Source organism: Rhodanobacter sp. OR87, assembly GCF_000473345.1.
In the GTDB taxonomy this organism is placed as follows: Bacteria; Pseudomonadota; Gammaproteobacteria; order Xanthomonadales; family Rhodanobacteraceae; genus Rhodanobacter; species Rhodanobacter denitrificans.
Genome location: NZ_AXBJ01000031.1, coordinates 1 through 25,396, shown reverse-complemented (window position 1 = coordinate 25,396; position 25,396 = coordinate 1). Strand labels below are relative to the sequence as shown.

General features: G+C 67.5%; 25 protein-coding genes and 4 tRNA genes. 21 read left to right on the top strand and 8 right to left on the bottom strand.

Annotation, left to right across the window (positions count from 1 at the left end; translation table 11 throughout):
* Positions 1-26: 26 nt before the first annotated feature.
* Positions 27-455 (bottom strand): hypothetical protein, encoded by a 429-nt coding sequence (locus tag RHOOR87_RS0117265; protein WP_015447059.1) that lies wholly within the window; start codon positions 453-455, stop codon positions 27-29.
* A 203-nt stretch (positions 456-658) separates the two neighbouring features.
* Here RHOOR87_RS0117265 and sufT point away from each other — a divergent pair, with 203 nt between their 5' ends.
* Positions 659-1,216 (top strand): putative Fe-S cluster assembly protein SufT, encoded by a 558-nt coding sequence (gene sufT, locus RHOOR87_RS0117260; protein WP_007514345.1) that lies wholly within the window; start codon positions 659-661, stop codon positions 1,214-1,216.
* Between the two features lie 531 nt (positions 1,217-1,747).
* The gene (locus RHOOR87_RS0117255; protein ID WP_027485739.1) at positions 1,748-3,877 is read left to right on the top strand and encodes a pre-peptidase C-terminal domain-containing protein; all 2,130 of its coding nucleotides are present in this window, start codon (positions 1,748-1,750) and stop codon (positions 3,875-3,877) included.
* Positions 3,878-3,975: 98 nt separating this feature from the next.
* On the opposite strand, the gene RHOOR87_RS0117250 is transcribed toward RHOOR87_RS0117255, so the two are convergent.
* Positions 3,976-4,467: an asparaginase domain-containing protein gene (locus RHOOR87_RS0117250; protein WP_007514349.1), complete on the bottom strand. Its 492-nt coding sequence runs from the start codon at positions 4,465-4,467 to the stop codon at positions 3,976-3,978.
* 227 nt (positions 4,468-4,694) lie between these two features.
* Positions 4,695-6,335, bottom strand: coding sequence for an acyl-CoA dehydrogenase family protein (locus RHOOR87_RS0117245; RefSeq protein WP_027485738.1), 1,641 nt, complete (start codon positions 6,333-6,335; stop codon positions 4,695-4,697).
* Between the two features lie 102 nt (positions 6,336-6,437).
* Here RHOOR87_RS0117245 and RHOOR87_RS0117240 point away from each other — a divergent pair, with 102 nt between their 5' ends.
* From RHOOR87_RS0117240 to RHOOR87_RS0117235, 3 genes are all read left to right on the top strand, one after another.
* Positions 6,438-7,223, top strand: a complete 786-nt coding sequence (locus RHOOR87_RS0117240) for a thioesterase family protein (RefSeq protein WP_027485737.1) — start codon at positions 6,438-6,440, stop codon at positions 7,221-7,223.
* A gap of 230 nt (positions 7,224-7,453) precedes the next feature.
* Positions 7,454-7,915 (top strand): hypothetical protein, encoded by a 462-nt coding sequence (locus tag RHOOR87_RS20525; RefSeq protein ID WP_155950974.1) that lies wholly within the window; start codon positions 7,454-7,456, stop codon positions 7,913-7,915.
* A gap of 90 nt (positions 7,916-8,005) precedes the next feature.
* The gene (locus RHOOR87_RS0117235; protein ID WP_155950973.1) at positions 8,006-8,401 is read left to right on the top strand and encodes a hypothetical protein; all 396 of its coding nucleotides are present in this window, start codon (positions 8,006-8,008) and stop codon (positions 8,399-8,401) included.
* A 156-nt stretch (positions 8,402-8,557) separates the two neighbouring features.
* On the opposite strand, the gene RHOOR87_RS0117230 is transcribed toward RHOOR87_RS0117235, so the two are convergent.
* Together RHOOR87_RS0117230 and wrbA are read right to left on the bottom strand one after the other, a co-directional pair.
* Positions 8,558-8,932 (bottom strand): DUF2069 domain-containing protein, encoded by a 375-nt coding sequence (locus RHOOR87_RS0117230; RefSeq protein ID WP_015447064.1) that lies wholly within the window; start codon positions 8,930-8,932, stop codon positions 8,558-8,560.
* A complete protein-coding gene (wrbA, locus tag RHOOR87_RS0117225; protein WP_027485735.1) occupies positions 8,929-9,531 on the bottom strand; it encodes an NAD(P)H:quinone oxidoreductase in 603 nt (200 codons plus the stop codon). Before wrbA ends, RHOOR87_RS0117230 begins: the two co-directional genes overlap by 4 nt.
* 106 nt (positions 9,532-9,637) lie before the next feature.
* Between wrbA and RHOOR87_RS0117220 the strand changes: the two genes are divergently transcribed.
* The 3 genes from RHOOR87_RS0117220 to RHOOR87_RS0117210 are packed head-to-tail and all read left to right on the top strand — an operon-like array spanning position 9,638 to position 11,663.
* Positions 9,638-10,915: a YihY family inner membrane protein gene (locus RHOOR87_RS0117220; protein ID WP_027485734.1), complete on the top strand. Its 1,278-nt coding sequence runs from the start codon at positions 9,638-9,640 to the stop codon at positions 10,913-10,915.
* Positions 10,912-11,397 (top strand): TlpA disulfide reductase family protein, encoded by a 486-nt coding sequence (locus tag RHOOR87_RS19395; protein WP_081700025.1) that lies wholly within the window; start codon positions 10,912-10,914, stop codon positions 11,395-11,397. Before RHOOR87_RS0117220 ends, RHOOR87_RS19395 begins: the two co-directional genes overlap by 4 nt.
* A complete protein-coding gene (locus RHOOR87_RS0117210) occupies positions 11,397-11,663 on the top strand; it encodes an acylphosphatase (protein ID WP_015447067.1) in 267 nt (88 codons plus the stop codon). The genes RHOOR87_RS19395 and RHOOR87_RS0117210 overlap by 1 nt, the downstream gene beginning before the upstream one ends.
* Before the next feature lie 3 nt (positions 11,664-11,666).
* Here RHOOR87_RS0117210 and ppk2 read toward each other — a convergent pair whose 3' ends face one another.
* The 3 genes from ppk2 to hemA all read right to left on the bottom strand — a co-directional run bounded on the left by ppk2 (position 11,667) and on the right by hemA (position 15,149).
* Entirely contained in the window at positions 11,667-12,431 is a 765-nt protein-coding gene (gene ppk2, locus RHOOR87_RS0117205) for a polyphosphate kinase 2 (RefSeq protein ID WP_027485733.1), read from the bottom strand.
* 268 nt (positions 12,432-12,699) lie between these two features.
* Positions 12,700-13,779, bottom strand: coding sequence for a peptide chain release factor 1 (prfA, locus tag RHOOR87_RS0117200; protein WP_008435521.1), 1,080 nt, complete (start codon positions 13,777-13,779; stop codon positions 12,700-12,702).
* Between the two features lie 92 nt (positions 13,780-13,871).
* Positions 13,872-15,149, bottom strand: a complete 1,278-nt coding sequence (gene hemA, locus RHOOR87_RS0117195; RefSeq protein ID WP_008435519.1) for a glutamyl-tRNA reductase — start codon at positions 15,147-15,149, stop codon at positions 13,872-13,874.
* Between the two features lie 153 nt (positions 15,150-15,302).
* Between hemA and RHOOR87_RS0117190 the strand changes: the two genes are divergently transcribed.
* The 13 genes from RHOOR87_RS0117190 to tuf form a co-directional block, all read left to right on the top strand.
* A complete protein-coding gene (locus RHOOR87_RS0117190) occupies positions 15,303-16,991 on the top strand; it encodes a tetratricopeptide repeat protein (RefSeq protein WP_008435518.1) in 1,689 nt (562 codons plus the stop codon).
* The gene (lolB, locus tag RHOOR87_RS0117185) at positions 16,988-17,596 is read left to right on the top strand and encodes a lipoprotein insertase outer membrane protein LolB (RefSeq protein WP_008435516.1); all 609 of its coding nucleotides are present in this window, start codon (positions 16,988-16,990) and stop codon (positions 17,594-17,596) included. The genes RHOOR87_RS0117190 and lolB overlap by 4 nt, the downstream gene beginning before the upstream one ends.
* A 52-nt stretch (positions 17,597-17,648) precedes the next feature.
* Complete coding sequence (ispE, locus tag RHOOR87_RS0117180) at positions 17,649-19,031, top strand: 4-(cytidine 5'-diphospho)-2-C-methyl-D-erythritol kinase (RefSeq protein ID WP_027485732.1); 1,383 nt, start codon at positions 17,649-17,651, stop codon at positions 19,029-19,031.
* A 49-nt stretch (positions 19,032-19,080) separates the two neighbouring features.
* Positions 19,081-19,157, top strand: a tRNA-Gln gene (locus tag RHOOR87_RS0117175).
* A gap of 51 nt (positions 19,158-19,208) precedes the next feature.
* On the top strand, positions 19,209-20,150 hold the full coding sequence (locus RHOOR87_RS0117170) for a ribose-phosphate diphosphokinase (protein ID WP_174315862.1): 942 nt from the start codon (positions 19,209-19,211) through the stop codon (positions 20,148-20,150).
* Between the two features lie 114 nt (positions 20,151-20,264).
* Positions 20,265-20,930 carry a 50S ribosomal protein L25/general stress protein Ctc gene (locus RHOOR87_RS0117165; RefSeq protein ID WP_027485731.1) on the top strand — a complete coding sequence of 222 codons (666 nt, stop codon included), beginning with the start codon at positions 20,265-20,267 and terminating at the stop codon, positions 20,928-20,930.
* A 54-nt stretch (positions 20,931-20,984) separates the two neighbouring features.
* The gene (gene pth, locus RHOOR87_RS0117160; RefSeq protein ID WP_027485730.1) at positions 20,985-21,566 is read left to right on the top strand and encodes an aminoacyl-tRNA hydrolase; all 582 of its coding nucleotides are present in this window, start codon (positions 20,985-20,987) and stop codon (positions 21,564-21,566) included.
* Positions 21,567-21,640: 74 nt separating this feature from the next.
* Positions 21,641-22,729, top strand: a complete 1,089-nt coding sequence (ychF, locus tag RHOOR87_RS0117155; RefSeq protein ID WP_007514559.1) for a redox-regulated ATPase YchF — start codon at positions 21,641-21,643, stop codon at positions 22,727-22,729.
* A 139-nt stretch (positions 22,730-22,868) separates the two neighbouring features.
* A complete protein-coding gene (locus tag RHOOR87_RS0117150) occupies positions 22,869-23,357 on the top strand; it encodes an acyl-CoA thioesterase (protein WP_007514558.1) in 489 nt (162 codons plus the stop codon).
* A 278-nt stretch (positions 23,358-23,635) separates the two neighbouring features.
* Positions 23,636-23,721, top strand: a tRNA-Tyr gene (locus tag RHOOR87_RS0117145).
* A 137-nt stretch (positions 23,722-23,858) separates the two neighbouring features.
* Positions 23,859-23,932 (top strand) — tRNA-Gly (locus RHOOR87_RS0117140).
* A 122-nt stretch (positions 23,933-24,054) separates the two neighbouring features.
* Positions 24,055-24,130, top strand: a tRNA-Thr gene (locus RHOOR87_RS0117135).
* A 76-nt stretch (positions 24,131-24,206) separates the two neighbouring features.
* A partial coding sequence (tuf, locus tag RHOOR87_RS0117130) for an elongation factor Tu (RefSeq protein ID WP_027485133.1) occupies positions 24,207-25,396 on the top strand: 1,190 nt, incomplete at its 3' end.

Below are 25,396 nucleotides of genomic sequence, written 5' to 3'. Positions count from 1 at the left end.
CCCGCCCGGCGTCGTGATGGCTGGTTTCAGCGCCGGCGCGACGGGCGCCAGGCCAGCCATGCGGCCAGCAGCATGCCCAGCGCGGCATCGGCCAGGTCCGCCGGCGACAGCGCCATCCGTGCCAGCTGCCACAGCATGCCGGGGCCGGCGGTGCGCATCGCCTCGATCAGACCCATGCCCATGTTGCCGGCAATCAGCACGCCGGCAACCAGCAGGTTGACGTAGAACGCGGCCAGCAGGGTGGCGCCCGCCGCCAGCAGTGCGGCGAACGTGCCCGGCAGGCGCACGCAGGTGCGGATGGTCCACGCCAGCAGCGCGCCGATCGGCAATGCCAGCCACGGCAGCGGGTGGCGCAGATACAGCGCCGCCACCATCCACACGGCGCCGGCGGCCAGGCCCAGCATCGCAGCGCTGAACAGCGCGAACACGGACAGCGCCACGGTACGCACGCTCATCGGCGGCGACACGTCAGGAGGGCAGTGCGCATGCGTTTTCCCGTCGGGTAAAGCGGCCATCATAACGTGTCGTCGGCGGGGCTCCCTTGACTCCGGCGGGTTCCGGCCTGATCTGGGACAAGCGGCCGCACGCGGCGAGCGGCATAATACGCACTCCGGGCTCGACGCATGGCCGCGCCCGCAGATACAGGATCGGCGTTGGCATGAGCGGTTTCAGTCTGAGCAGTGAACCCTTCACCCTGGTGCGCGACTGCAGCGCCGTGATGGTGCCGCAAGGCGACGAGGTGACCCTGCCGGCCGGGCAGATCGGCTACATCACCCAGGCCCTGGGCGGCAGCTTCACCGTCTACGTGGAAGGCAACCTGTTCCGCATCGCCGGCGACGACGCCGACGCGCTGGGCAAGGAGCGGCCGGCGCCGATCGAGGTACCGGACGACGCCACCAATGCGGACGTGGAGAAGCTGGCGTGGGACCAGTTGCGCACCGTGTTCGATCCGGAAATCCCGGTGAACGTGGTCGAGCTGGGGCTGGTCTACGACCTCAGCCTGGAGCAGACCGAATCCGGCGCGCGCAAGGTCTACGTGAAGCTCACCCTGACCGCGCCCGGCTGCGGCATGGGCGACATCCTGGTTGACGACGCGCGCACCAAGCTGGAGATGATCCCCACGATCGCCGAAGCCGACGTGGACCTGGTGTTCGACCCGCCGTGGACGCATTCGATGATGTCCGACGCGGCGAAGCTCGAAACCGGCATGCTCTGAAGCTGCCTGCCGGCCATCGCGCCGGCGCGTGGATCGTGGGGACCGCATGGGCTTTCCGCGTGTCCCGGCGCGCTTGCCGGCGGCGCTGCACGCGACGTCGCTGGCCGCAAGTTTGCATCGCCGCTTCGCGCAGCAAATAACGACATCGAACCGCGCACGCCGCCGCGATAGGCCGCGTGCCCGCCGTTTGCGGCGCCACGCGCCGATCCCGCGTCCTGTGACTGCCGTCACCCGGCGTAGGAAAAAGTCAGATTGTTGCGATGGTCCGCAAGGAATAACGTAACCGGATTCGTCATCGGGGAGGTTGACGGATGATCCTTTGGCGGCGTGATCGCCGTCTTGCAGTTACGCGTCCACGCGCTGCCCATGCAACGGAATGCCAAGGGGGGAGCAGCCGGTTCGGGACGTAGTTTGGGATCGCTAGACAGCACACGAAAAAAAGGGGCCGTGCCGAGCACGGCAATTCTGCATGGGGTCTACGTGGCCGCATCGGGCCCGTTTGTCCCGAAAATAGTGTCTAGGAGTTTTTCAATGCCCAATCATTACCGTCTGAAGCTGCTGGTGGCCGCGATCGGCATGGCTACCGCATCGGTGGCCACCGCTGCCAACACGAAGACCTTGCGTGCACAGAATCTCGGCGCGGTACCGGTCAGCTCGCTGGCCGCCCACCTCAACCTCGGCCAGAACATGTCGTTGGCGCCGCGTGGCGCCGCCGCCATTGCCAACGGGCACAAGGTGGTGCGTCAGCAGCAGATGTACCGCGGCGTGCCGGTCTACGGCCGCAGCATTGCCGTGGTGCAGGACGCCAGCGGCAACGCGCTGCGCGCCACTGGCGAACTGATGCCGGAAGGTCAGCTCGGCCTGGCTTCGGTCACACCGAAGCTGGATGGCGGCCGTGCCCTCGCTGCGCTGCGGTCGCATGCGCACACCAGCCTGGCCGGCGGCGCCACGGTCGGCAACGAGCAGACCGACCTGTTCGTCTACCCGCAGGACAACGGCACGGCGCGCCTGGTCTACCGCGTGTCCTACTTCGTCGGCGGCGCCAATCCGTCGCGCCCGACCGCGATCGTCGACGCCAACACCGGTGAAGTGATCCAGAGCTGGAACGGTCTGACTGATGCTTCCGCCACTGGTCCCGGCGGCAACACAAAGACCGGCAAGTACCTCTACGGCACCAACTACGCCGCACTCGACGTGACCCAGTCCGGCAGCACCTGCACGCTGCAGAACACCAACGTCAAGACCAACAACCTGCGCCAGGGCACCACCGGTTCGGTGGTCAGCTTCACCTGCCCGAACAGCGACACCGACGCGATCAACGGCGCCTACTCGCCGGTCAACGACGCCCACCACTTCGGCGGCGTGACCCACGACATGTACATGGCCTACGTCGGCGTGGCGCCGCTGAACTTCCAGCTGGTGATGAACGTGCACTACAAACTGAACTACGAGAACGCGTTCTGGAACGGCACGGCGATGTACTTCGGCGACGGTGCCAGCACGTTCTACCCGCTGGTGTCGCTGGACGTGACCAGCCACGAGATCAGCCATGGCTACACCGAGCAGCACTCCGCGCTGCAGTACTCAGGGCAGTCAGGCGGCATCAACGAGGCGTATTCGGACATCGCCGGCGAGGCGGCCGAATTCTTCGACCGCGGCAGCAACGACTGGCTGGTCGGCGCCGACATCATGAAGAGCGGTACCGCGCTGCGCTGGATGTGCACGCCGACCCAGGATGGCCGTTCGATCGACAATGCCGCCAACTTCACCTCCACCATGGACGTGCACTACAGCAGCGGCGTGTACAACAAGGCGTTCTGCCTGCTGGCCAAGACCGCCGGCTGGGATACCAAAAAGGCCTTCCAGGTGTTCGCGCTGGCCAACAAGGTTTACTGGAATGCCACCACCAGCTTCAACTCCGGCGCCTGCGGGGTGGAATCGGCGGCCCAGGATCTGGTCTACAACAAGAGTGATGTGACCACCGCGTTCGCCGGGGTGGGCGTGGCCTGCGCGGGCGGCGGCGGTGGCGGCACCACCACCGAACTGCAGAACAACGTGGGCGTCACCGGCGTGTCGGGTGCGACAGGTGCCGACAACGATTACTTCATCACCGTGCCGACCGGTGCCAGCAACCTGGTGATGTCGATCTCCGGCGGCACCGGCGATGCCGACCTGTACACCAAGTTCGGCAGCGCGCCGACCACCAGCAGCTACGACTGCCGCCCGTACAAGACCGGCAATGCGGAAAGCTGCAGCGTGGCCGCGCCGAGTGCCGGCAAGTACTACATCAAGGTGCACGGCTACTCGGCGTACTCCGGCGTCACCGTCAAGGCGTCCTACAGCACCGGTGGCGGTGGTAGCGGCGGCCTGCAGAACGGCGTGCCGGTGACCGGCCTGGCCGGTTCGGCGAGCCAGGAGCTGAGCTATACGGTGACGGTGCCGGCGGGCAGCAACCTGACGATCGCGATCTCCAGCGGCACCGGCGATGCGGACCTGTACGTGAAGAAGGGTCTGGCACCGACCACCACCAGCTACGACTGCCGCCCGTACCTGACCGGCAACAACGAAACCTGCTCGTTCAGCGCGGCCTCGGGCACGTACTACATCAAGGTGCGCGGCTACACGGCGTTCTCCGGCGTGTCGCTGAAAGCCACCTGGTAAGCCCCCTGGCGGGCCACGGACGGTCCGTCGTTTTACCCAAGGAGCAGTGATCGTCAAGCCGGGCCCGGTCGGATCGACCGGGCCTTTTCATGCGCGGCTCAGCCGGCCACTTCCTCGAAGCGGTTGGCGTCGCGGTTCTTGCGCACCTTGGCCGGATCCCACACGCGGCCGTTCATGGCGATGTAGACGCCGTCGGGCAGGGTCTGCACCGCGGCCACCGCGCAACCGATGTTGAACACCGCGTCGGAACCCTGGAAGCGCGCCGGGTTCAGCGCGCCGGTCAGCACGATCACCTTGCCCTTGATGCTGGCCAGTTCGCGCGCGGTCTCGACCATGGTGTCGGTGCCGTGGGTGACCAGCACGTGGCGGTGCGGCTGCGCCTCGATCGTCGAGCGCACCAGCGCGCGGTCCTCGGCGCCCATGTGCAGGCTGTCCTTGCGCAGGATCGGGATCACGTCGAACTGGAACGCCACGCCGAGCTGGCCGAGGATCTCGCCGATCTGCGGCGCGCCGATCTTGTAGTCCGACTTGTCGTCGAAGTAGATCTTGTCGATGGTGCCGCCGGTGGTGACGATGGTCAGGTGCTGCATGTCGGTGGGCCGTGGGAAAGTCGCGCCATTTTAGCCCGTGCCGACACCGGCGTGCCTGTAGGAGCCCGCTTGCGGGCGATGCTTTGGCCACACATGGAAGAGCATCGCCCGCAAGCGGGCTCCTACACCAAAAGCCGTTTACCCCAGCTTCGTAGGCGGGCACCGCCCGCCGCTTTTGATCTTTGCCTCGTGGCGAGGTGTGTGGAGAACGGCCCTGCAGGTGCGCGTCAGCCCAGCAGCAAGGCGGTGTTGTCCGCGTCCGGGGTCACCAGCCGGTCGAGGCCGAGGTCAACGAAGCGGTGCAGGGCTGCGGCCGGGCGTGGGTCGCCGCGGCGGCTCGACCAGCTGGCCTGGCGTGCCAGCAGCGCCGCCGCGGCGCAGCGCGCCAGGGTGAAGGCAAGGCCGCGCGCGCCGGCTTCCAGCGTGTCGCGTGCGGCCGCATGCCGGTCGAGCCAGCGCGCGGCGGCGTCCAGCGTCTGCCGGATCGCGCTGGCCGCGTGCATGTCGTCGCCGCCGTCCAGCCAGTCGGTGCAGGCCGTGCGCAAGGGGCCCAGGCCGTCGCCGGCCAGCGCACGCAGGCTGTCCAGCGACAACACGTTGGTGGTGCCTTCCCAGATCGCGTACACCTGCGCGTCACGCAGCAGTTGCGGCAGGCCGGTGTCCTCGATGTAGCCGGCGCCGCCGAAGCATTCCAGCGCCTCCGAGCAGATCGCCACCGCCAGCTTGCCGGTCCACAGCTTGGCCAGCGGGGTGAGCAGGCGCAGCAGCGCCGCCTCGTGCGGAGCAGCCGCGCCATGCTCGACCCGGCCGAGCAGGTGGGCCACCTCGAACGCCAGCGCGAACGCGCCCTCGAACTGCGCCTGCATGTCGGCCAGCGTCTGCGCGTGCAGCGGCTGCTCGATCAACGGACGGCCAAACGCGCGCCGGTGTTCGGCGAAGTCGCGCGCCAGGGCGATCGCGCGGGCCATGCTGGCGACCGCGCAGACCGCGTTCCAGGTTCGCGTGATGTTGAGCACCGGCGCCACCTGGCGCACGCCGTTGGCGAGCTCGCCCAGCGGCCAGGCGGGCAGGCCGTCCAGGTGGATTTCCGCGGTGGGCAATTCCTGCGTGCCGAGCTTGTCCTTCAGGCGGTCGACGATCAGCTCCGGCCGGCGCCGTGCACCGTCCATCGTCTCGACGTAGAACAGCGCCAGTGCCGCGCCGCCGCTGCCGGCGCCTTCCGGCCGCGCCAGCGCCAGCGCGGCCTCGCCGACCACCGCCGAGCTGAACCACTTGCGGCCGTACAGCCGCCACTGGCCGTCGGCGTCCTGCCGCGCGAGGGTTTCGGTATCCCCCACGTCGGAGCCGCCGGCGGTCTCGGTCATCCACTGGCCGCTGAGCCAGAAGGTGGCCGGATCGCGGCTGAGGAAATGCGGCAGCGCGCGCTCGATCAGCTCGCGGTTGCCGGAGGCCTTGATCGCGGTGGCGGCGCCGTCAGTCATCGCCAGCGGGCAGGTGTAGAACTCGCTGGCGAGGTGGTACAGGTAGACGCGGGCGAATTCCTCCAGCCGCGCGTGCTCGCTGTCGCCGTGGCCGGCGGCGAGCATGGCGTGGCGCGTCGTCATTGCTGCACCTTCCTGCCACGCCGGCGTCAACTCGATGCGGTCGACCCGCTGCCCCCACGCGTCCCACTGCGTCAGCACCGGCTTGCGCCGCGTGGTGGCGCCTGCGCGCTGCCAGGCCATCACTGCGTAGTCGCCCAGCGCGTCGAGGTCGGCGTCCAGCGCGGCGCGGCGGTTGGCCGGCAGTGCGCGGTCGAGCCAGGCCAGCAGCAGGCGGTCGCTGCGATACGGGTGGGGAAGTTGCGGCGGATCCTGCAGGAAGGCCATGGCGCGCTCCGACCAGAGTCGAGGTGTCGAGTATAGGCATGCGGGCGTTCGGTGCGTCGCGCTGGCATCATCGAAAGCCACTCCCCGGCGCAGGCACCATCCATGCGATTTTCCGAAGCGATGCAGACGGTCACGCGCCATGGCGACGGCTGGCAGGCTACGGTCAGCGAGGACTGGCTGCAGGGACGCAGCGCCTTCGGCGGCCTGCAGGCAGCGCTCGCCCTGCGCGCCATGTGCGAGCTGGTGCCGGCGGACATGCCGCTGCGCACCCTGCAGGTGACGTTCATCGCACCGGTGCCGGCCGGCAGCGTGGCCATCCGCGCGCGGTTGCTGCGCGCAGGGCGCAGCGCGATCCAGGTCGAGGCCAGCCTGTGCGACGGCGAGCAGACGCTGTGCCGGCTGCTCGGCGTATTCGGCAGCGCGCGCCCCTCGGTGCTGGACTTCCAGCCCGAACAACCGCCCGTCGTGGCGACGACGCCGCAGGAACTGCGCTACGTCGAAGGCCGCATGCCCGCCTTCACCCAGCACTTCGGCGCGCGCTGGCTGCGCGGCGACCTGCCATTCAGCGGCGGCCGCCAGCGCGACAGCGTGCTGCAGCTTTCCCTGCGCGACGACGGTCCCGTCGACGAAACCCACGTGCTCGCCTTCGCCGACTTCATCCCGCCGATCGCCCTGTCGATGTTCGCCGCGCCCACCCCCGGCAGCTCGCTCACCTGGATGCTCGAACTGCTGCGCGACCGCTACGACGACCTCGGCCTGGACGACTGGCGCGTCGATGCGGAGCTGATTGCCGCCCGTGACGGCTACACCAACCAGAGCGTGATGCTGTGGGGGCCGGGTGGGGAACCGGTGGCCTTGAGCAGGCAGAGTATGGTGGTGTTTGGGTGAGGCGGGGGTCTTTCGTGTACGGCGTTCGCGTCGTGGTCATGCGCGTGGAAACACGGCGGGGATTAGACGGCGGGATTAGGCTGCACCAAGCGCAGCAACTTGTTGGTCTGTGCAGGCCTGAGCTCTGTCGTGTATGGCGACGAGCACGGGATAGGCTGCAGGGTTACACTTCGTTTTGAAATTTACATAGCGTTGGGCGGCTTTGAAGGGACATTGCGATGGTTGGGTCCGTGAAGCGAAAGAAGGAGCTTTCTGCCTTTCTTCAGTTTGTAGAAATCGCTCAAGTCGATGCCGACACCTCATCCATTCGGCAACTCGAACCTCCTAATCCAGACATCATCTGCAGAGTCTCAGGCGGTGACCGCGGCTTCGAGTTGACTGCTCTAACAGACCCAGTCATTGAGCGGAAATTTGGCACAGGGAAGTTTCACTACTCTAACTATCGGATTGATATCAACGATGCTGTCGAGTGCATCGCGCGTAAAAAGCACAAGGTCTACGCTCTACCGCGCGTCGAACTAATTGTTCATGAGGGATCTACACCCATCGACGACCTGTGGCAATGGGATCAGTCGCAGCTCGATGCGGCGATTCAATTGGCAACGGACAAGTCCAACTTCTCAAGGGTATGGCTCGTCGACATAAGCAGCAGGAGGGCGCGTGCATATACTTCGAGCGCAACTCCCGCCTAGATTGGCGGAGCCGCCCAACAATTCATTCAAGCCGACGCCGCTTCGCGGCGCGGCTTGATTCAAGCGTTAGTGCGCAGGGGGGTGTTTAACTTGTTCAAACATAATGAGCACCCTGGTCGCGGCGTGCTTAAATCGGATTTCGAGGCTACCGTTCGTCATCTCGAAGCCGCTGATTCGTCAGTGCAGGTCGCTGTTGGCCATGCGATCAATCTGGCGAACAGCATATTTCGCAGCTTTTACAGCATCGGATCATTCCAAGCCCTTCCGATGGCGGAGCGGGTCGCCTACATTCACAAGCTCAACGAGATGCAGGTTAAGCTCCGTGACGAGGCGCAAGACCCAGTTGCATCGATAGGGTTCGGCTTGTTCAAAATGTGGATCGCCGCCGTTGCTGCAAACGACAACCAGCTCACGCGAGACATCGCGGCGCATCTAGCAAAATACAGCGAGGTGGGTGATCTTTCGGCATTGGAAAATGCGCCCTGACATTTCATTCAAGCGTTGAACGCTCACTTGACCAAGCCGTCGGCGCCGGCACTCCACCTACACCCCACCGAACGGGTCAGGTTCACTTATCAATGGTCAGGGAGTGAACCTGCCGTGTTCCCTTGGTAGAAAACACAGCCGGAAGCGGCCCGCTGATCAATCGCGCGTCGGCGCGGCCGGCTTCCGCCGTTTCACCCCGGCCCCCAGCGCCGCAATCAGCAACACGGTCAGCGCGATCTCCGCGATCGCCAGCCAGCGCTCGCCCGCCGAACTCCAGGCCTCGGCCACGCCGTGGCTGAAATAGAACAGGCTGAGGATGCCGACCCAGAGCAGGGCGCGGCGCACGTCGCGGATCGCCAGCAGCGGCAGCAGCAGGGGAACCAGGGTGATTGCCAGCACCAGCCAGACCGGCAGGGTTTGCGGCGGCACCAGCCACGCGTGCCAGGCGAGTTGCAGCACGACGAGCAAGGCCCAGGCGGCCAGGCCGACGCGATAGACGGGCAGGATGGGTGCGCGCATGGCGGCGGTCATGGCGTATCCGCCAGCCGGCGGGCCACGTCGGCCAGGCGGCGGCCCAGCGCGCGGGCCAGTTCGCGTTCGTGCTCGCTGATCGGGTTGTCGCCCTTGGCGCCGGCGATGTGGCTGGCGCCGTACGGGGTGCCGCCGCTTTGCGTGGCGGTCAGCGCCGACTCGGTGAATGGCACGCCGAGCAGCAGCATGCCGTGATGCAGCAGCGGCAGCGCCATCGAGAGCAGGGTGGATTCCTGGCCGCCGTGCATGGTGCTGGTGGAGGTGAACAGCGCTGCCGGCTTGCCGACCAGCGCGCCGCTGGCCCATTCGGCGCCGGTGGTGTCGAGGAAATGTTTCAGCGGCGCGGCCATGTTGCCGAAGCGGGTGGGGCTACCCATGGCGAGTGCGACGCAATCGAGCAGGTCCTGCTTCTGCACGTACGGCGCGCCGTCCTCCGGTTCCGGCGGCTGCGCGATTTGGGTCACCGGTGCCACCGGCGGCACCTGGCGCAGGCGCGCGCGCATGCCGGGCACTTCCTCGATGCCGCGGGCGATCAGGCGCGCCAGCTGGGCGGTGTGGCCGCTGCGGCTGTAGTACAGGACCAGGATCTCGTGATTCATGTGGCGTCGACTCGTGCGTTTGAGGCATTCACAGCCAATACGCTAGTGTACCGGCCGGTACCCACGATGTCGGTGGTCCGCCCGGGCCACCAGTGAAAGGACAGCGATGATCCGGCGCTTCAACCGCGAACGCACGAAGAGCTTCAGCCGCTTCATCTGGCAGCGCTTCGTCGACGACAAGTGCTTCGAGACGGCCGGTGCGTTGTCGTACACCACGCTGGTCTCGCTGGTGCCGCTGACGGTGGCGGTGTTCGCGATGTTCGCGGCGTTCCCGGTGTTCCAGCCGGCGCGCGACACGCTGATCAACTTCGTGTTCGACAATTTCGTGCCGTCGACCGGCGAGGCGGTGCAGGCGACCATGCTCGGGTTTGCGGCGAACGCCAGCAAGCTCACCGGCATCAGCATCCTGGTGATGCTGTTCAGCGCGCTGGCGATGATGATCAGCATCGAGGACCGGCTGAACCGGATCTGGCGCGTGCACCAGCCGCGCAGCTGGGGCTCGCGCCTGCTGCTGTACTGGGCGGCGCTGACGCTGGGTCCGATCCTGGTGGTCGGCGGCATCGCGGTGACCTCGTACGTGACCGCGGCGCCGCTGCTGCACAGCGCCGCCGACCAGCTCGGCGGCGTCGCGCAAAGCCTGTTGAGCACGCTGCCATTCGTGGTGACGTTCTTCACGCTGTGGCTGATGTACACGGTGATCCCGAACTGCCGGGTGTCGCGCCACGACGCGGCGATCGGCGCGCTGCTCGGCGCGGTGCTGTTCGAGATCGCGCGCTGGGGCTTCGGTCAGTTCGTGCAGCAGGCGCAGACCTACCAGCAGATCTACGGCGTGCTGGCGGCGATCCCGATCTTCCTGCTGTGGATCTACCTGTCGTGGGTGATCGTGATCCTGGCCGCGTCGGTCGCCGCCTCGGCGTCCGCGTTCGAATACCACGCGCCGATGCACACGCTGCCCCAAGGCGCCGAATTCCTCGGCCTGCTGGTGGTGCTGCGGCATTTCGTCGAGGCCCAGCGCAGCGGCGACTGCGTCGACCCGGCCGAGCTGCGCGTACGCGAGCCGTACCTGCGCAGCGCGCTGATCGCCGACTACTTCGACGACCTGCAGCAGGCCGAGCTGATACGCCGCGGCGACACCGGCGGCTGGCTGCTGTGCCGCAGCCTGGACAGCACCGACCTGCTGCGCGTGTACCGGCACACCGACTACCGCCTGCCGCTGCAGCCGCAGGAGGAGGCGACCGCGCTGGGCATCGCGCTGCCGCCGGAGCTGCTGGCGCTGCTGGCCGAACTGGCCGCCGCGCTGCAGGCCAAGCTGGGCACCCGGCTCGACCAGATCTATCCCCCTGCCGCCGACCCGGCGGCTGACACCGAGGAACTCCCCGCATGAGCTTGTTTTCATCCTTCACCGCTCCGGTTGCCGTGCTGGCCGCGGCACTGGCGTTCGCCACCCCGGCGCAGGCGGCGATGCCGGCGCAGCCGACCCTGCACGTCGCCACGCTGGACGGCAAGACCTTCGACCTGGCCGCGCAGCGCGGCAAGTGGGTGATCGTCAACTACTGGGCGACCTGGTGCGTGCCGTGCATCAAGGAGATGCCGGACATCTCGCGCTTCGTCACCGCGCACAACAACGTCACCGCGATCGGGCTGGCCTACGAGGACAGCGACCTGGCCGACATCAAGGCATTCCTGGCCAAGCACCCGGTGGTGTACCCGATCGCCCAGGTCAGCCTGGACCAGCCGCCGAAGGATTTCGACGAACCGCGCGGCCTGCCCACGACGTACCTGATCGACCCCGACGGCAAGGTGGCCAAACACATCGTGGGGCCGGTGACCGAGGCGTCGCTGGAAGGCCTGATCGGAGGCAAGTGATGCCGACGGCGCGCTTCATCGTCGGCGGCCGGGTGCAGGGCGTGTGCTATCGCGCCAGTGCCCGCGAGCAGGCGCTGGCGCTCGGCGTGGCCGGCCATGCGGTGAACCGGCGCGACGGCAGTGTCGAGGTGCTCGCCTGCGGCGAGCCGGCGGCGCTCGATGCGCTGGAGCGCTGGTTGCGGCAGGGGCCGCCGGCGGCGCGCGTCGATACGCTCAGCCGCGAGGACTTGCCGGAGCAGGATCTGCACGGCTTCCATACGGCCTGAGGCTCAGAACGTGGCCGGCACCCACAGCGCCTGGTCGGTGACGTGCTCGGTCTTCGGCTTGCCCTTGAGCTTCGGCAGTTTCAGCGCGGGCACGGCTTCCTCGTGCAACGGTACCTGTTGCAGCAGGTGGCGGATCAGGTTGATCCGGCCGCGCTTCTGATCGTTGAAATCGACCACGAACCACGGCGCATGCTCGGCATGCGTGCGCTCGATCATCACGTCGCGCAGCCGGCCCATCTCCGCGTACTTCTGCCGCGCGACCAGGTCCACCGGCGACAGCTTCCAGCGCTTCAGCGGGTCGTCGGCGCGCTCGGCGAAGCGTTGTTCCTGCTCGGCCTGGTCCACCGCCAGCCAGTACTTGAGGAGGATGATGCCGTCGTCGGCGAGCAGTTTCTCGAACGCCGGCACGGCGTCGAGGAAGGCTTCGTATTGCGTGCTGCTGCAGAAGCCCATCGCCGGTTCCACCACCGCGCGGTTGTACCAGCTGCGGTCGAACAGCACGAACTCGCCGGCACTCGGCAGGTGGGCGACGTAGCGCTGGAAGTACCACTGGGTGGTTTCGGTCTCGCTGGGCTTGCCGAGGGCGGCAATGAGGTAGCCGCGGGTGTCCAGGCTTTCGGTGATGGCCTTGATGGTGCCGCCCTTGCCGGCGGCGTCACGGCCCTCGAAGATCACCAGCAGCCGCTTGCCGCTGCTGCGCAGGCCGCGTTGCAGCCGGATCAGGTCGAGCTGCAGTTCCTTCATCGCGTTGCGGTAGCGTTTGCCCATGTCGATCTCCAATCCTCCAGACCTCCAGCCTCGAAACCCCTCAACTGTCATTCCGGCGCAAGCCAGTCAACCTCGTCATTCCGGCGAAGGCCGGAATCGCACTTGCGATGTGCGAAAGTTGAAGTGCGATGACCAGCTTCGCTGTTGTAAAGCACCTCCGGCCTGCGCCGGAATGACGACACGGGGAGGGGGCGCAGGGTGCCCCGGCCTGCTGTGACGACAAGGAGATTTGCTGTGCAGGTTAACCCGACACCCCGTGACGGTGTTGTCAGGCGCTGCCTAGCGCCTGCAGCAGGTCGGCCTGGTGTTCGCGGGTCAGCGTGTCGATCAGTTCGCCCAGGTCGCCCTGCATGATCTCGGGCAGGCGGTACAGGGTGAGGTTGATGCGATGGTCGGTGATCCGGCCCTGCGGGTAGTTGTAGGTGCGGATGCGCTGGCTGCGGTCGCCCGAACCGACCTGCAGGCGGCGTTCCTGCGCCTGCGCCGCGCTCTGCTTGCTCTGCGCCTCGTCGAGCAGGCGCGCCTTCAGCAGGCTCATCGCGCGGGCGCGGTTCTTGTGCTGGCTGCGCTCTTCCTGGCACTCCACCACGGTGCCGGTGGGCAGGTGGGTGATGCGGATCGCCGAGTCGGTCTTGTTGACGTGCTGGCCGCCGGCGCCCGACGCGCGGAAGGTGTCGACCTTGAGGTCGGCCGGGTTGATCTCGACGTCGTCGATCTCGTCCAGCTCCGGCAGGATCGCCACGGTCGCCGCCGAGGTGTGGATGCGCCCCTGCGACTCGGTTTCCGGCACGCGCTGCACGCGATGCGTGCCGGATTCGAACTTCAGCCGCGAGTAGGCGCCCTTGCCCTCGATGCGCGCCACAACCTCCTTGTAGCCGCCGTGCTCGCCTGTGTGTTCGCTGAGGATCTCGACGTGCCAGCGGCGGCTTTCGGCGTAGCGCAGGTACATGCGCAGCAGGTCGCCGGCGAAGATCGCCGCCTCGTCGCCGCCGGTGCCGGCGCGCACTTCGAGGTACAGGTTGGCCTCGTCGCGCGGGTCCTTCGGCAGCAGCAGGAGTTGCAGTGCGTCGTCGAGATCGAGCAGGCGCTGCTCCAGCCGATGCACGTCGTCGACCGCCATCTCGCCCAGCTCGGGGTCGTCCAGCATCGCGCGGGTCTCGGCCAGCTCGCGCTCGGCCTGGTCGTGCTCGCGCAGCGAGGCGGCGACCGGTTCGAGCTGGGCGTATTCCTGCGACAGCTCGCGGAAGCGCGTGTTGTCGCCGAGCACCTCGGGCTGCGACAGCAGCAGGCCGATTTCCTCATGGCGCTCGGCCAGTGCCTCGAGCTTGCGGCGGATCGATGGGGTCATGGGCTGCTGGCGATGGTAGAGGGACGGGTGATGAAGCGGACGCGGCTCCATCATTGCGGACGTGCACGGCGGGCGGCAGCAAGCCGCCCTCGCTACTCGTCCCGCATTCCGGCCTGTTCGTCGTCCAGCCCGTAGAGCCGGCCTGCCGCGTGCAGCAGGTCGAGGTCGCCGGAAAGCGCCGCTTCGCGCAGGCGCGCACTGGGGTGGTGCAGCAACTTGTTGGTCAGCGTGTTGGCGAGGAACGCCAGCGCCTCGTCGGGCGACTTGCCGTGGGCCAGCATCGCGCGGGCCTTGCCCAGCACTTCGTCGCGGTAGACCTCGGCGTGCTGGCGCATGTCGAGGGCGGGGTTCTTCAGGGTCAGCGCGCGGCGCCAGGCCATGTAGCGCTCCACCTGCAGGTCGATGATCGCCTCGGCCTCGTGCGCGGCGGCGGCGCGCGAGCGCAGGTTGTCGTCGATCACCTGGCGCAGGTCGTCGATGCCGTACAGATACACGTCGGGCAACTCGCCCACGCCGGCCTCGATGTCGCGCGGCACCGCGATGTCGACCATGAACATCGGCTTGCGTTTGCGCGCGGCCATCGCCCGCTCGACCATTGCGCGGGTCACGATCGGCTGCCGCGCAGCGGTGGAGGAAATCACGATGTCGGCTTCAGCCAGGTGCTGCGGCAGGTCGGCCAGCGCGATCGCGTAGCCGCCGTGGCGGCCGGCCAGTTCCTGCGCGGTTTCCGGCGTGCGGTTGGCCACGATCAGCCGACGCACCTGCTTTTCGGCCAGGTGCCGCGCGGCCAGCTCGATGGTGTCGCCGGCGCCGATCAGCAGCACGCAGGCGTGCTTCAGGTCGGCGAACACCTGCTCGGCCAGGCGCACCGCGGTGAACGCGACCGACACCGTGTGCGCGCCGATGCGGGTGTCCGTGCGCACCCGCTTGGCCACCGCGAAGGTGTGCTGCAGCAGGCGGTCCATCGGCGCCTTCAGCGACTGCGCCTCGCGTGCGAGCTGGTAGGCGTCCTTCACCTGGCCGAGGATCTGCGGCTCGCCCAGCACCATCGAGTCCAGCCCGGTGGCGACGCGGAACATGTGGCGCACCGCATCGTCCTCGTCGTGCCGATACAGGAACTCATCCAGTTTGCCGGGGGTCAGATGGTGATGACGATTCAGCCACGCCTGCGGGATGTCCTCCGCGCCCGCCGCGACGCCGACGTACAGCTCGGTGCGGTTGCAGGTGGACAGGATCATCGCCTCTTCCACGCCGGGCTCGCGGGCCAGCTCGTGCAGGGCCTCGCCGGCGGCGTCCGTGTCGAACGCCACCTGCTCGCGCAGGCTGACCGGCGCGGTGAGGTGATTGAGCCCGAGGGCGATCAACGGCATGGTGGTCGGAACATCTCGGCGGCAGGGATCCGGCGGCGTAGGCTAAGCTTGACGCGACGTCGCCAGGCGGTGACCAGAGCAGGCATGTGGATGGACAATAGTGTGCGGAGCGGGGCCGGCAAGTTCAAGCAACTGCGGCATTTTACGGCAGTAATGATGCTCGCGCTGGGCTTGGCCGCCTGCGCCGATGCGCCACGGCGTTCCGCCCCGGAGACGATCGCCACGCCGCAACCGCTGGCGCAGCTGACGGTGGTCACCCCCGATGCCGACCACGACGTGCTGGCGCAACTGCTGGCCGGCGAGATGGCGCTGACCCGCACCGACCTGAAGGCGGCCTCCGCGCACTACGACAAGGCGATGGCCTTGAGCAACGACCCGCAGGTGGCCGAGCGCGCCGCCGGTCTGGCGATCGCCGTGCATGACGACGTTGCTGCCGAACGTGCGCTGCAGCGCTGGCAGACGCTGGGCGCCAAACCCGCCGCGCTGGCGCAGGCACGCGCCCAGCTGGCGCTGGATCGTGGCGATGCCGCCGAGGCGCGGCGCCAGCTGGAGTTCCTGATCGGTACCGGCGACAAGGATGCCTGGCGCCAGTTCGGCCGTGTGCTGGTCGGTGCCCGCGACCAGGCCCAGGCGGCCCGCCTGCTGGAGGCGCTGGCCACGCCGTCGCGCCTGCCCGGTGACGCGCACGCCTGGCTGGCGATGAGCGAACTGGGTGATCGCCTCGGCCGGCACGCCTACGCCGTGCAGATCGCCGACGCCGCGATGCAGCGGTTCAAGAGCGCCGAGACCTACGCCTGGGCGGCGCAGATGAAGTTCAAGGACGGCGACCGTGACGGCGCCCGCGCCTTGCTGCAGAAGGCGCTGGCGAAGGAACCGCAGAGCATCCAGCTGCGCCTGGCCTACGCCGGCATGCTCGGCCAGGCCGGTGACTACGCCGGCGCCGGCCGGCTGCTGGCGCGCGGCCCGCAGAACGCCGACACCTACGCCATGCGCGCCGGACTGGCCGCGCACGAGCAGGACGGCAAGGCGCTGGCCGCGTTGTACCGGGAACTGCAGCACGCGTCGCCGGAGATCCGCGAAAGCAGCGCGTACCTGCTCGGCCAGCTGGCCGAGATGCAGCATCGCGAGGCCGAGGCGCTGGCCTGGTACGACCAGGTGGGCGACACCGACGAGCATGCGTTCGATGCCGATCTGCGCAGCGCGCTGATCCTGCACACGCAGGGCAAGCGCGCCGAGGCGCACGAATTGATGGGGCAGCTGCAGCTGGCCTATCTCGACCAGCCCGAGCAGCTGCGGCAGGCCTGGCAGGCCGATGCCGAGCTGTACCTGCGCGAGCAGAACTACGCGAAGGCCGAGGCCGCATTCAGCCACGCGCTGCAGGTCGTGCCGAACGACCCGGGACTGCTCTACGGGCGCGGCCTGGCCTATGCCGAGGCCGGCCAGGTCGATCAGGCCGTGCAGGACTTCCAGCAGCTGCTGAAGATCAAGCCCGGCGACGTCGATGCCAGCAACGCGCTGGGCTACACCCTCGCCGACGCTAACCGCGACCTGGCCGAGGCCGAGCGGCTGATCAGCACCGCCCGCGCCGCCAAGCCGAACGACCCGGCGATCGCCGATTCCTGGGGCTGGCTGCAGTACCGCAAGGGCAACCTGGAGCAGGCCGCGCAGACCCTGCGCGGCGCCTGGCTGGCGCGCAAGGACGCCGACGTCGGCGTGCACCTGGGCGAAGTGCTGTGGAAGCAGGGCCACCAGCGCGACGCGCAGCGGGTCTTCGACGAGGTGCGCAAGCTCGACCCGCACAACGTCGCCTTGCAGGAAACCCTGAAGCGGTTGCATCCATGAGGCGGCAGCTGCGTTTCCTCGCCATCGCCTTGCCGCTGCTGCTTGCCGCCTGCGTGCCGCCGGCGGTACGCGTGAAGGGTGACGCCGGCCTGCTCGGCGCGCAGCTTGCGCGCGAACGGGCGCTGGCGCAGGCCGACCACTGGGTGCTGCAGGGCCGGCTTGGCGTCTCCAACGGCAAGGACGGCGGCAGCGGCAGTTTCAGCTGGACCCAGGACGGCGAACAGTACGAGTTCACCCTGCGCGGGCCGGCGATCAGCGGCATGAATTTCCGCCTCAGCGGCGGTCCGCACGGCGCCCTGCTGGAAGGCGTGGAGCATGGCCCGTTGCATGGCCCCGATGCGGAGGCGCTGATGCACAAGGCGCTCGGCTGGGAAGTGCCGCTGCGCGATCTGCGTGCCTGGGTGCTCGGCCTGCGCGCGGACAGCGGCCCGGCCGAGCTGAGCTTCGGCGAGAACCGGCTGCCCTCGCTGCTGCAGCAGGATGGCTGGACGGTCGACTACCGCGAGTGGGACGACGCCCGCCAGCCGCCGCTGCCAACCAAGCTGTTCGCCGGCAAGCCGCCGTACAAGGTGAAGCTGTCGATCGAGTCCTGGCAATTCCGCTGATCGGTTAGGCTTGGCGCCCCGCTGGCCGTCGTCGCCGCACCGGAACCCGAGCATGTCTTTCCCGATCGAACGCGCCGAGCCGAGCGAGGTTGAAGCCCTGTGCGCGATCGAGCGCGAGGCAGTGCAGCTGTTCCGCGGGCATCCGGCATGGCCCAGCTATTCGGCCGTGTCGATCCCGCCGGAACTGTTGCGCCAGGCGATCGACCGCGGCCTGGTCTGGGTGGCGCGGGACGCGGCGGGTGAGCCGGTCGGTTTCGTCTGGCTGGACACCGAATTGGCCGATGGCGCGATCGGCATTGCCGAGATCGACGTGTTGCCGGCGTACGGCCGGCGCGGCATCGGCGCGGCGCTGCTCGAGCACGCCTGCGCGTGGGCGCGCGAAGCCGGCTACCGGCGGGTGGACCTGGGCACCCTGGCCGAGGTGCCGTGGAATGCGCCGTTCTACGCGAACCACGGTTTTGCCGTGGTCGACAAGAACGACCCGGCGTTTGCGTTCGCGCGTGAGCGCGATCGCGAGAACGGCTTCCCCGACGAACTGCGCGTGTTCATGAGCCGGCCGCTGGCGCCGCTCGTGCCCGATGAGTGGACGGTGTGGCCGGCACCGGCCAAGCTGAACCTGTTCCTGCGCATCACCGGGCGGCGGGCAGACGGCTACCACGAGCTGCAGACGGTGTTCCGCCTGCTCGACTGGGGCGACGAGGTGCGCCTGCGCGTGCGTGACGACGGTGCGATCCGGCGCACGCGCGAGGTGCCGGGCGTGCCCGAGTCCGCCGACCTGGTGGTACGCGCGGCGCGACTGCTGCAGGAACACGCGGGCACCTCGCTGGGCGCCGACATCGCGGTGGACAAGCGCATTCCGATGGGCGGCGGGCTGGGCGGCGGCAGCTCCGACGCGGCGACCGTGCTGGTGGCGTTGAACCAGCTGTGGAAACTGGGACTGAACGAGGAGGCGCTGGCGGAGCTGGGCCGCCGGCTCGGCGCCGACGTGCCGGTGTTCGTGCGCGGCCGTTCGGCCTGGGCCGAGGGTGTCGGTGAACGACTCACCCCGCTGGCCTTGCCGGCGCGCCATTATGTGGTGCTCGACCCGCACGAGCCGGTGCCGACCGCCGCGTTGTTTCAAGCGCCTGAATTGACACGAAATGCGCCGCGGGCGACAATTTCATCCTTTGTTTCCGGCGAAACGACCGAAAACGCCTTCGCGCCGGTGGTGCGTGCGCGGCACCCGCGGGTGGCCGCGGCGCTGGACTGGCTGGGCGGCTTCGGTCAGGCGCGGCTTTCCGGCAGCGGCGGTTGCGTGTTCCTGGAACTGCGTTCGCTGGAGCGGGCGCAGGCGGTGGCGCGGCAATGCCCGGCGGCGTTCACGGCGCACCTGGCCACGGGCGTCGACGTGTCGCCCCTGCATGAGGCAGCGGCGCGCCATCGGGGCGCGGCGTGACTGTTGGCGACTAGAGACAGATCGGACACGGCAGATACACACATATCACTGGGGCGTCGCCAAGCTGGTTAAGGCACGGGATTTTGATTCCCGCATTCGCAGGTTCGAATCCTGCCGCCCCAGCCATTTCATGATGGCTTTTGTTTCGAGGTAACTACTGTGGACACGTCCACTCCGATGATGCTGTTTACCGGGAACGCCCATCGTGCGCTGGCCGAAGACGTCGCCCACCGCCTGGGCGTGCCGCTGGGCAAGGCGCTGGTCGGCACGTTCAGCGACGGCGAGGTGCAGATCGAGATCGAGGAGAACGTCCGCAAGCAGGAAGTGTTCGTGATCCAGCCGACCGGCGCACCGAGCGCGGTCAACCTGTTCGAGCTGCTGGCGCTGACCGACGCGCTGAAGCGCGCCTCGGCGGCCAGCGTCACCGCGGTGATCCCGTACTTCGGCTACGCCCGGCAGGATCGCCGGCCGCGCTCGGCGCGGGTGCCGATCACCGCCAAGCTGGCGGCCAGGATGATCGGCGCCGCCGGCGTCGACCGGGTGCTGACGGTCGACCTGCACGCCGACCAGATCCAGGGCTTCTTCGACATTCCGGTCGACAACGTGTATGCCTCGCCGGTGCTGCTGGCCGACATCTGGCGCAGCCACAGCATGGACGACCTGATCGTGGTCAGCCCGGACGTGGGCGGCGTGGTGCGCGCCCGCGCGATCGCCAAGCGGCTGGACGACGCCGACCTGGCGATCATCGACAAGCGCCGCCCGCGCGCGAACGTCTCCACCGTGATGAACATCATTGGTGACGTCGACGGCAAGACCTGCGTGATGGTCGACGACATCGTCGATACCGCCGGCACGCTGTGCGCGGCCGCCGCCGCGCTGAAGGACCGCGGTGCGCGCAAGGTGGTGGCCTACTGCGTGCACCCGGTGCTGTCCGGCCCGGCGATCAGCAACCTGGAGAATTCGCATCTGGACCAGCTGGTGGTCACCAATACCTTGCCGCTGCGCCCGGAAGTGCAGGCCTGCGCCAAGATCCGTCAGCTCTCGGTCGCCGAGCTGCTGGCCGAAACCATTCGCCGCATCGCCTTCGGCGAGTCGGTGAGTTCGCTGTACGTGGATTGATTCCATAGATTTCGCCGTCGCGGCCTGGCCGCCCGGCACCATCGGCTTTTCTGGTCGCGGGAAAGTCACGAAATCGCCGCGAGGCGGTTCTTCACAAACCAAGGTAGCAACGAAATGTCCAAGACTCATGAAATCAAGGCGCAAAGCCGCAAGGACGAGGGGAAAGGTGCGAGCCGCCGCCTGCGTCGCGCGAGCTTCGTGCCGGCCGTGGTGTACGGCGCCGGTCAGGCTCCCGAGAGCATCCAGATCGAGCACAACACCATCCTACTCGCCGCCAAGAACGAGTGGTTCTTCTCCTCGGTACTCGACCTGAACGTCGACGGCAAGGTGCAGAAGGTGCTGGTGCGCGACTGGCAGAAGCATCCGTTCAAGCAGCTGATGATGCACATGGACTTCCTGCGCGTGGACGAGAAGGCCGCGATCCGCGTCAGCGTGCCGCTGCACTTCCTGAACAAGGAGAAGTCCGCGGCGGCGAAGACCTCCGGCGTGGTGATCTCGCACAACCTGACCGAAGTGGAAATCACCTGCCTGCCGAAGGATCTGCCCGAGTCCATCGAACTGGATCTGGCCGACCTGAAGCCCGGCGACATCATCCACCTGTCGCAGCTGAAGCTGCCGAAGAACGTCGAGCTGGTCGCCCTGCATGGCGGCGAAGGCCACGACACCGCGGTGGTCACGGCCAACACGGTGCAGGAAGAGGTCGAGGAAGCGCCGGCTGTCGAAGCTGCTGCACCGGCTCCTGCCGCTGCCGCGCCGGCCAAGAAGGACGACAAGAAGTAAGCCGCGTCGGCCCGTGCTCGCCTGGAGCGCGGGCCGTCACTGCTGCTTGTCCGCATGGCTGGTTTGCGACTCATCGTCGGGCTGGGCAACCCCGGTACCGAATATCTCCGAACCCGGCACAACGCCGGGTTCTGGTTAGTGGACGCCCTTGCCGGCGGCCAGGGCGAACGTTTCGCCTTCGACGGCAAGCTGCACGGTGAAGCCTGCCGCGTGCGCCTCGGCGGCGAACCGGTGTGGCTGTTGAAGCCGGCCACCTTCATGAACAAGAGCGGCATCGCCGTGGTCTCGGCGCTGCGCTACTACAAGATCGAAGCGGACGAGTGCCTGGTCGCGCACGACGACCTGGACCTGCCGCCCGGTACCGTGCGTCTGAAGTTCGACGGCGGCCACGGCGGCCAGAACGGTCTGCGCGACATCGTGGGCCACCTCGGCCACGGCAAGTTCCATCGCCTGCGCGTGGGCATCGGCCACCCCGGTCACCGAGACCAGGTCACGCCGTGGGTGCTGGGCCGACCCTCGGCGTCGGACGAGGATGCGATCCTCGACGGCATCGGCCGCGCGCTGGACGTGCTGCCGCTGGTGGCGACCGGCCAGTTCGACAAGGCGATGCAGTTGTTGCATACGAGCAGGGAATAGCGAATCGCCAAGGCGTTCCGTATCCCGTCGTTCCTGTTCTCCACTCCCCATTCCCTCTTCCCGGAATCCAATCCATGGGCATCAAATGCGGCATCGTCGGTCTGCCCAACGTCGGCAAGTCCACCCTGTTCAACGCGCTGACCAAGGCCGGCATCGCCGCGGCGAACTTCCCGTTCTGCACGATCGAGCCGAACGTGGGCGTGGTGCCGGTGCCGGATCCGCGCCTGAACGCGCTGGCCGAGATCGTCAACCCGCAGAAGGTGGTGCCGACCGCGGTGGAGTTCGTCGACATCGCCGGCCTCGTCGCCGGCGCGTCGAAGGGCGAGGGCCTGGGCAACAAGTTCCTGGCGCACATCCGCGAGGTGGATGCGATCGCCCACGTGGTGCGCTGCTTCGAGGGCGACGTGATCCACGTCGCCGGCAAGGTCGACCCGATCTCTGACATCGACACCATCGACACCGAGCTGGCGCTGGCCGATCTGGAGTCGGTGGACAAGGCGTTGAACCGCGCCGAGCGTGCGGCCAAGGCGAACGACAAGGAAGCGCTGGCGAGGAAGCCGGTACTGCAGAAGCTGGCCGCTGCGCTCAACGAAGGCCGCTCCGCGCGCAGCGTCGGGCTGGACGAGGAGGAGAAGGCGCTGGTGCGCGACCTGTTCCTGCTCACGCTGAAGCCGCTGATGTACATCGCCAACGTCGCCGACGACGGTTTCGAGCACAACCCGCTGCTGGATGCCGTGCGCGAGCGCGCCGTCGCCGAGGGCGCCGAAGTGGTGCCGGTGTGCGCGGCGATCGAGGAGGAACTGGCGCAGCTCGACGAGGCCGACCGCGACGAATTCCTGAAGGACATGGGCCTGGACGAGCCGGGCCTGAACCGGGTGATCCGCGCCGGCTACAAGCTGCTCGACCTGCAGACCTATTTCACCGCCGGCGTGAAGGAGGTGCGCGCGTGGCAGGTGAAGCGCGGCGCCACCGCGCCGCAGGCCGCCGGGGTGATCCACACCGACTTCGAGCGCGGCTTCATCCGCGCCGAGACGGTCGGCTACGACGACTTCATCCAGTACAAGGGCGAAGCCGGCGCGGCGGCGGCCGGCCGGCTGCGCAAGGAGGGCAAGGATTACATCGTCAAGGACGGCGACGTGCTGCACTTCCTGTTCAACGTCTGAGTGCCGTCGCCGCGACCGGTATCGGTGGCTTCGGAGCAGGCGCGGGCGGCATTGGGCGAAGCCTGGCGCGGCCGTGCGAATTGCCTTCCAGGTCAGGGCATAATGCCAAGCTAGAAATCCCGTCGACAGGTGCCAGCCGATGCCCGGTAAACAGCAGGAAGTGACGTTCCGTTTTCTCGCCCAGCCCACCGATGTCAATTTCGGTGGCAAGGTGCACGGCGGCATGGCGATGAAATGGATCGACCAGGCCGGCTACGCCTGCGCGGTGGCCTGGAGCGGGGCGTATTGCGTCACCGCCTCGGTCAGCGGGATCCAGTTCGTGGCGCCGATCCTGATCGGCGATCTGGTCACGGTGCGGGCCCGCCTGATCCACACCGGCACCAGCAGCATGCACCTGGCGGTCGACGTGCTGGCACGTGACCTGCGCAAGGGTGAGCAGCGCCTGGCCACCAGCTGCGTGATGGTTTTCGTGGCGCTGGACAGCCCGGACGGCAAACCGACGCCGGTGCCGCACTGGGAGCCGCACGACGACGACGAACGGCGGCTGCAGGCGCGGGCCAGGCGGTTGCTGGAACTGTCCAAGGGCATGGAGCAACTGGTCGACCTGCACGCGGCTTCGCCGGACTGACAGAAGCCGGGCGCAGATCGCCGGCAGGCGCCGAATCACCGCCGCAAGGTGTTGACAGTTCGGGGCTCGATCCACACAATACGCGTTCTTTGTTGGAGCAATAACCAAGCGACCAACAAGGGCGGACCGCCAATCTGCCGGCCTGCGCCTTCGATGGTTTGCCTGGAACGGGCTCGATCAGTCCACGGGCGGGTTCGAAGGGGCGGAGGGCAGGATGCCCGAAGTCATCCACCTTCCGGGTGCAGGCGGCACGCAACACTCAGGACAAAGAAGATTCTGGAGGGATACCCAAGCGGCCAACGGGGGCAGACTGTAAATCTGCTGGCTTACGCCTTCGGTGGTTCGAATCCACCTCCCTCCACCAGAGCAAGTTGACATCGGATTGGCCGCTTCAATCGATGGCAGGTTTCACCGGGTCGCAGGAGCGCCCCGATACGCGACGCGAGAGCGGCGCGACCCGCAAGGGAAGGGACAGGATGTCCGGCAGGAGTTCCGCACAGAGCGGGAGTAGTTCAATGGTAGAACATCAGTTTTCCAAACTGATTACGCGGGTTCGATTCCCGCCTTCCGCTCCATTGCGCTGCCCCTGCCAAGCCAGGTTGACGTTGCATGTGCTGCACAAGTCGACGCCTTTTTGAAGAGTCCGGCAGGACGCCGGTCTTGATCTTCGCCATCATGGAGGATGGCTAAAACTTCCGCTCATGTAGCTCAGTCGGTAGAGCACTTCCTTGGTAAGGAAGAGGTCACAGGTTCGATTCCTGTCATGAGCACCATTCCTTCGGCCGTCATGGCCGGCCCTGAAACGGGCGTTTTCTTTCAATTCATTGACTCCATCGGGGTTTAGCGCGCATGGCAAAGGGTAAATTCGAACGCACCAAGCCGCACGTCAACGTCGGCACGATTGGTCACGTGGATCACGGCAAGACGACGCTGACGGCGGCGCTGACGAAGGTCGGTGCGGAGCGCTTCGGTGGCGAGTTCAAGGATTACAGCGCGATCGACGCGGCGCCGGAAGAGAAGGCGCGCGGCATCACGATCTCGACGGCGCACGTGGAATACGAGTCGCCGAAGCGGCACTACGCGCACGTGGATTGCCCGGGGCATGCGGACTACGTGAAGAACATGATCACGGGTGCGGCGCAGATGGACGGCGCGATCCTGGTGTGCTCGGCGGCGGACGGCCCGATGCCGCAGACGCGCGAGCACATTCTGCTGAGCCGTCAGGTGGGCGTGCCGTACATCGTGGTCTACCTGAACAAGGCGGACATGGTGGACGACGCCGAGCTGCTCGAGCTGGTCGAGATGGAAGTGCGCGAGCTGCTGACCAAGTACGACTTCCCGGGCGACGACACGCCGATGATCCACGGTTCGGCCAAGCTGGCGCTGGAAGGCGATCAGAGCGAGATCGGCGTGCCGTCGATCGTCAAGCTGGTGGATGCGCTGGACACCTGGATCCCGGAGCCGGTGCGCGCGATCGACAAGCCGTTCCTGATGCCGGTGGAGGACGTGTTCTCGATCTCCGGCCGCGGTACGGTGGTGACCGGCCGTATCGAGCGCGGCGTGATCAAGGTGGGCGACGAAATCGAAGTGGTCGGCATCCGCGACACGCAGAAGACCACCGTGACCGGCGTGGAAATGTTCCGCAAGCTGCTGGACCAGGGTCAGGCGGGCGACAACGCCGGTCTGCTGCTGCGCGGCCTGAAGCGTGACGACGTCGAGCGCGGCCAGGTGCTGGCCAAGCCGGGCACGATCACGCCGCACACCGACTTCGAGGCCGAGGTCTATGTGCTGAGCAAGGACGAGGGTGGCCGTCATACGCCGTTCTTCAAGGGCTACCGTCCGCAGTTCTACTTCCGCACGACCGACGTGACCGGCGCGGTGACGCTGCCGGAAGGCGTGGAAATGGTGATGCCGGGCGACAACGTGAAGATGGTGGTGAGCCTGATCCACCCGATCGCGATGGACGAAGGCCTGCGTTTCGCCATCCGCGAAGGCGGCCGCACCGTCGGCGCCGGTGTGGTGGCCAAGGTCATCAAGTA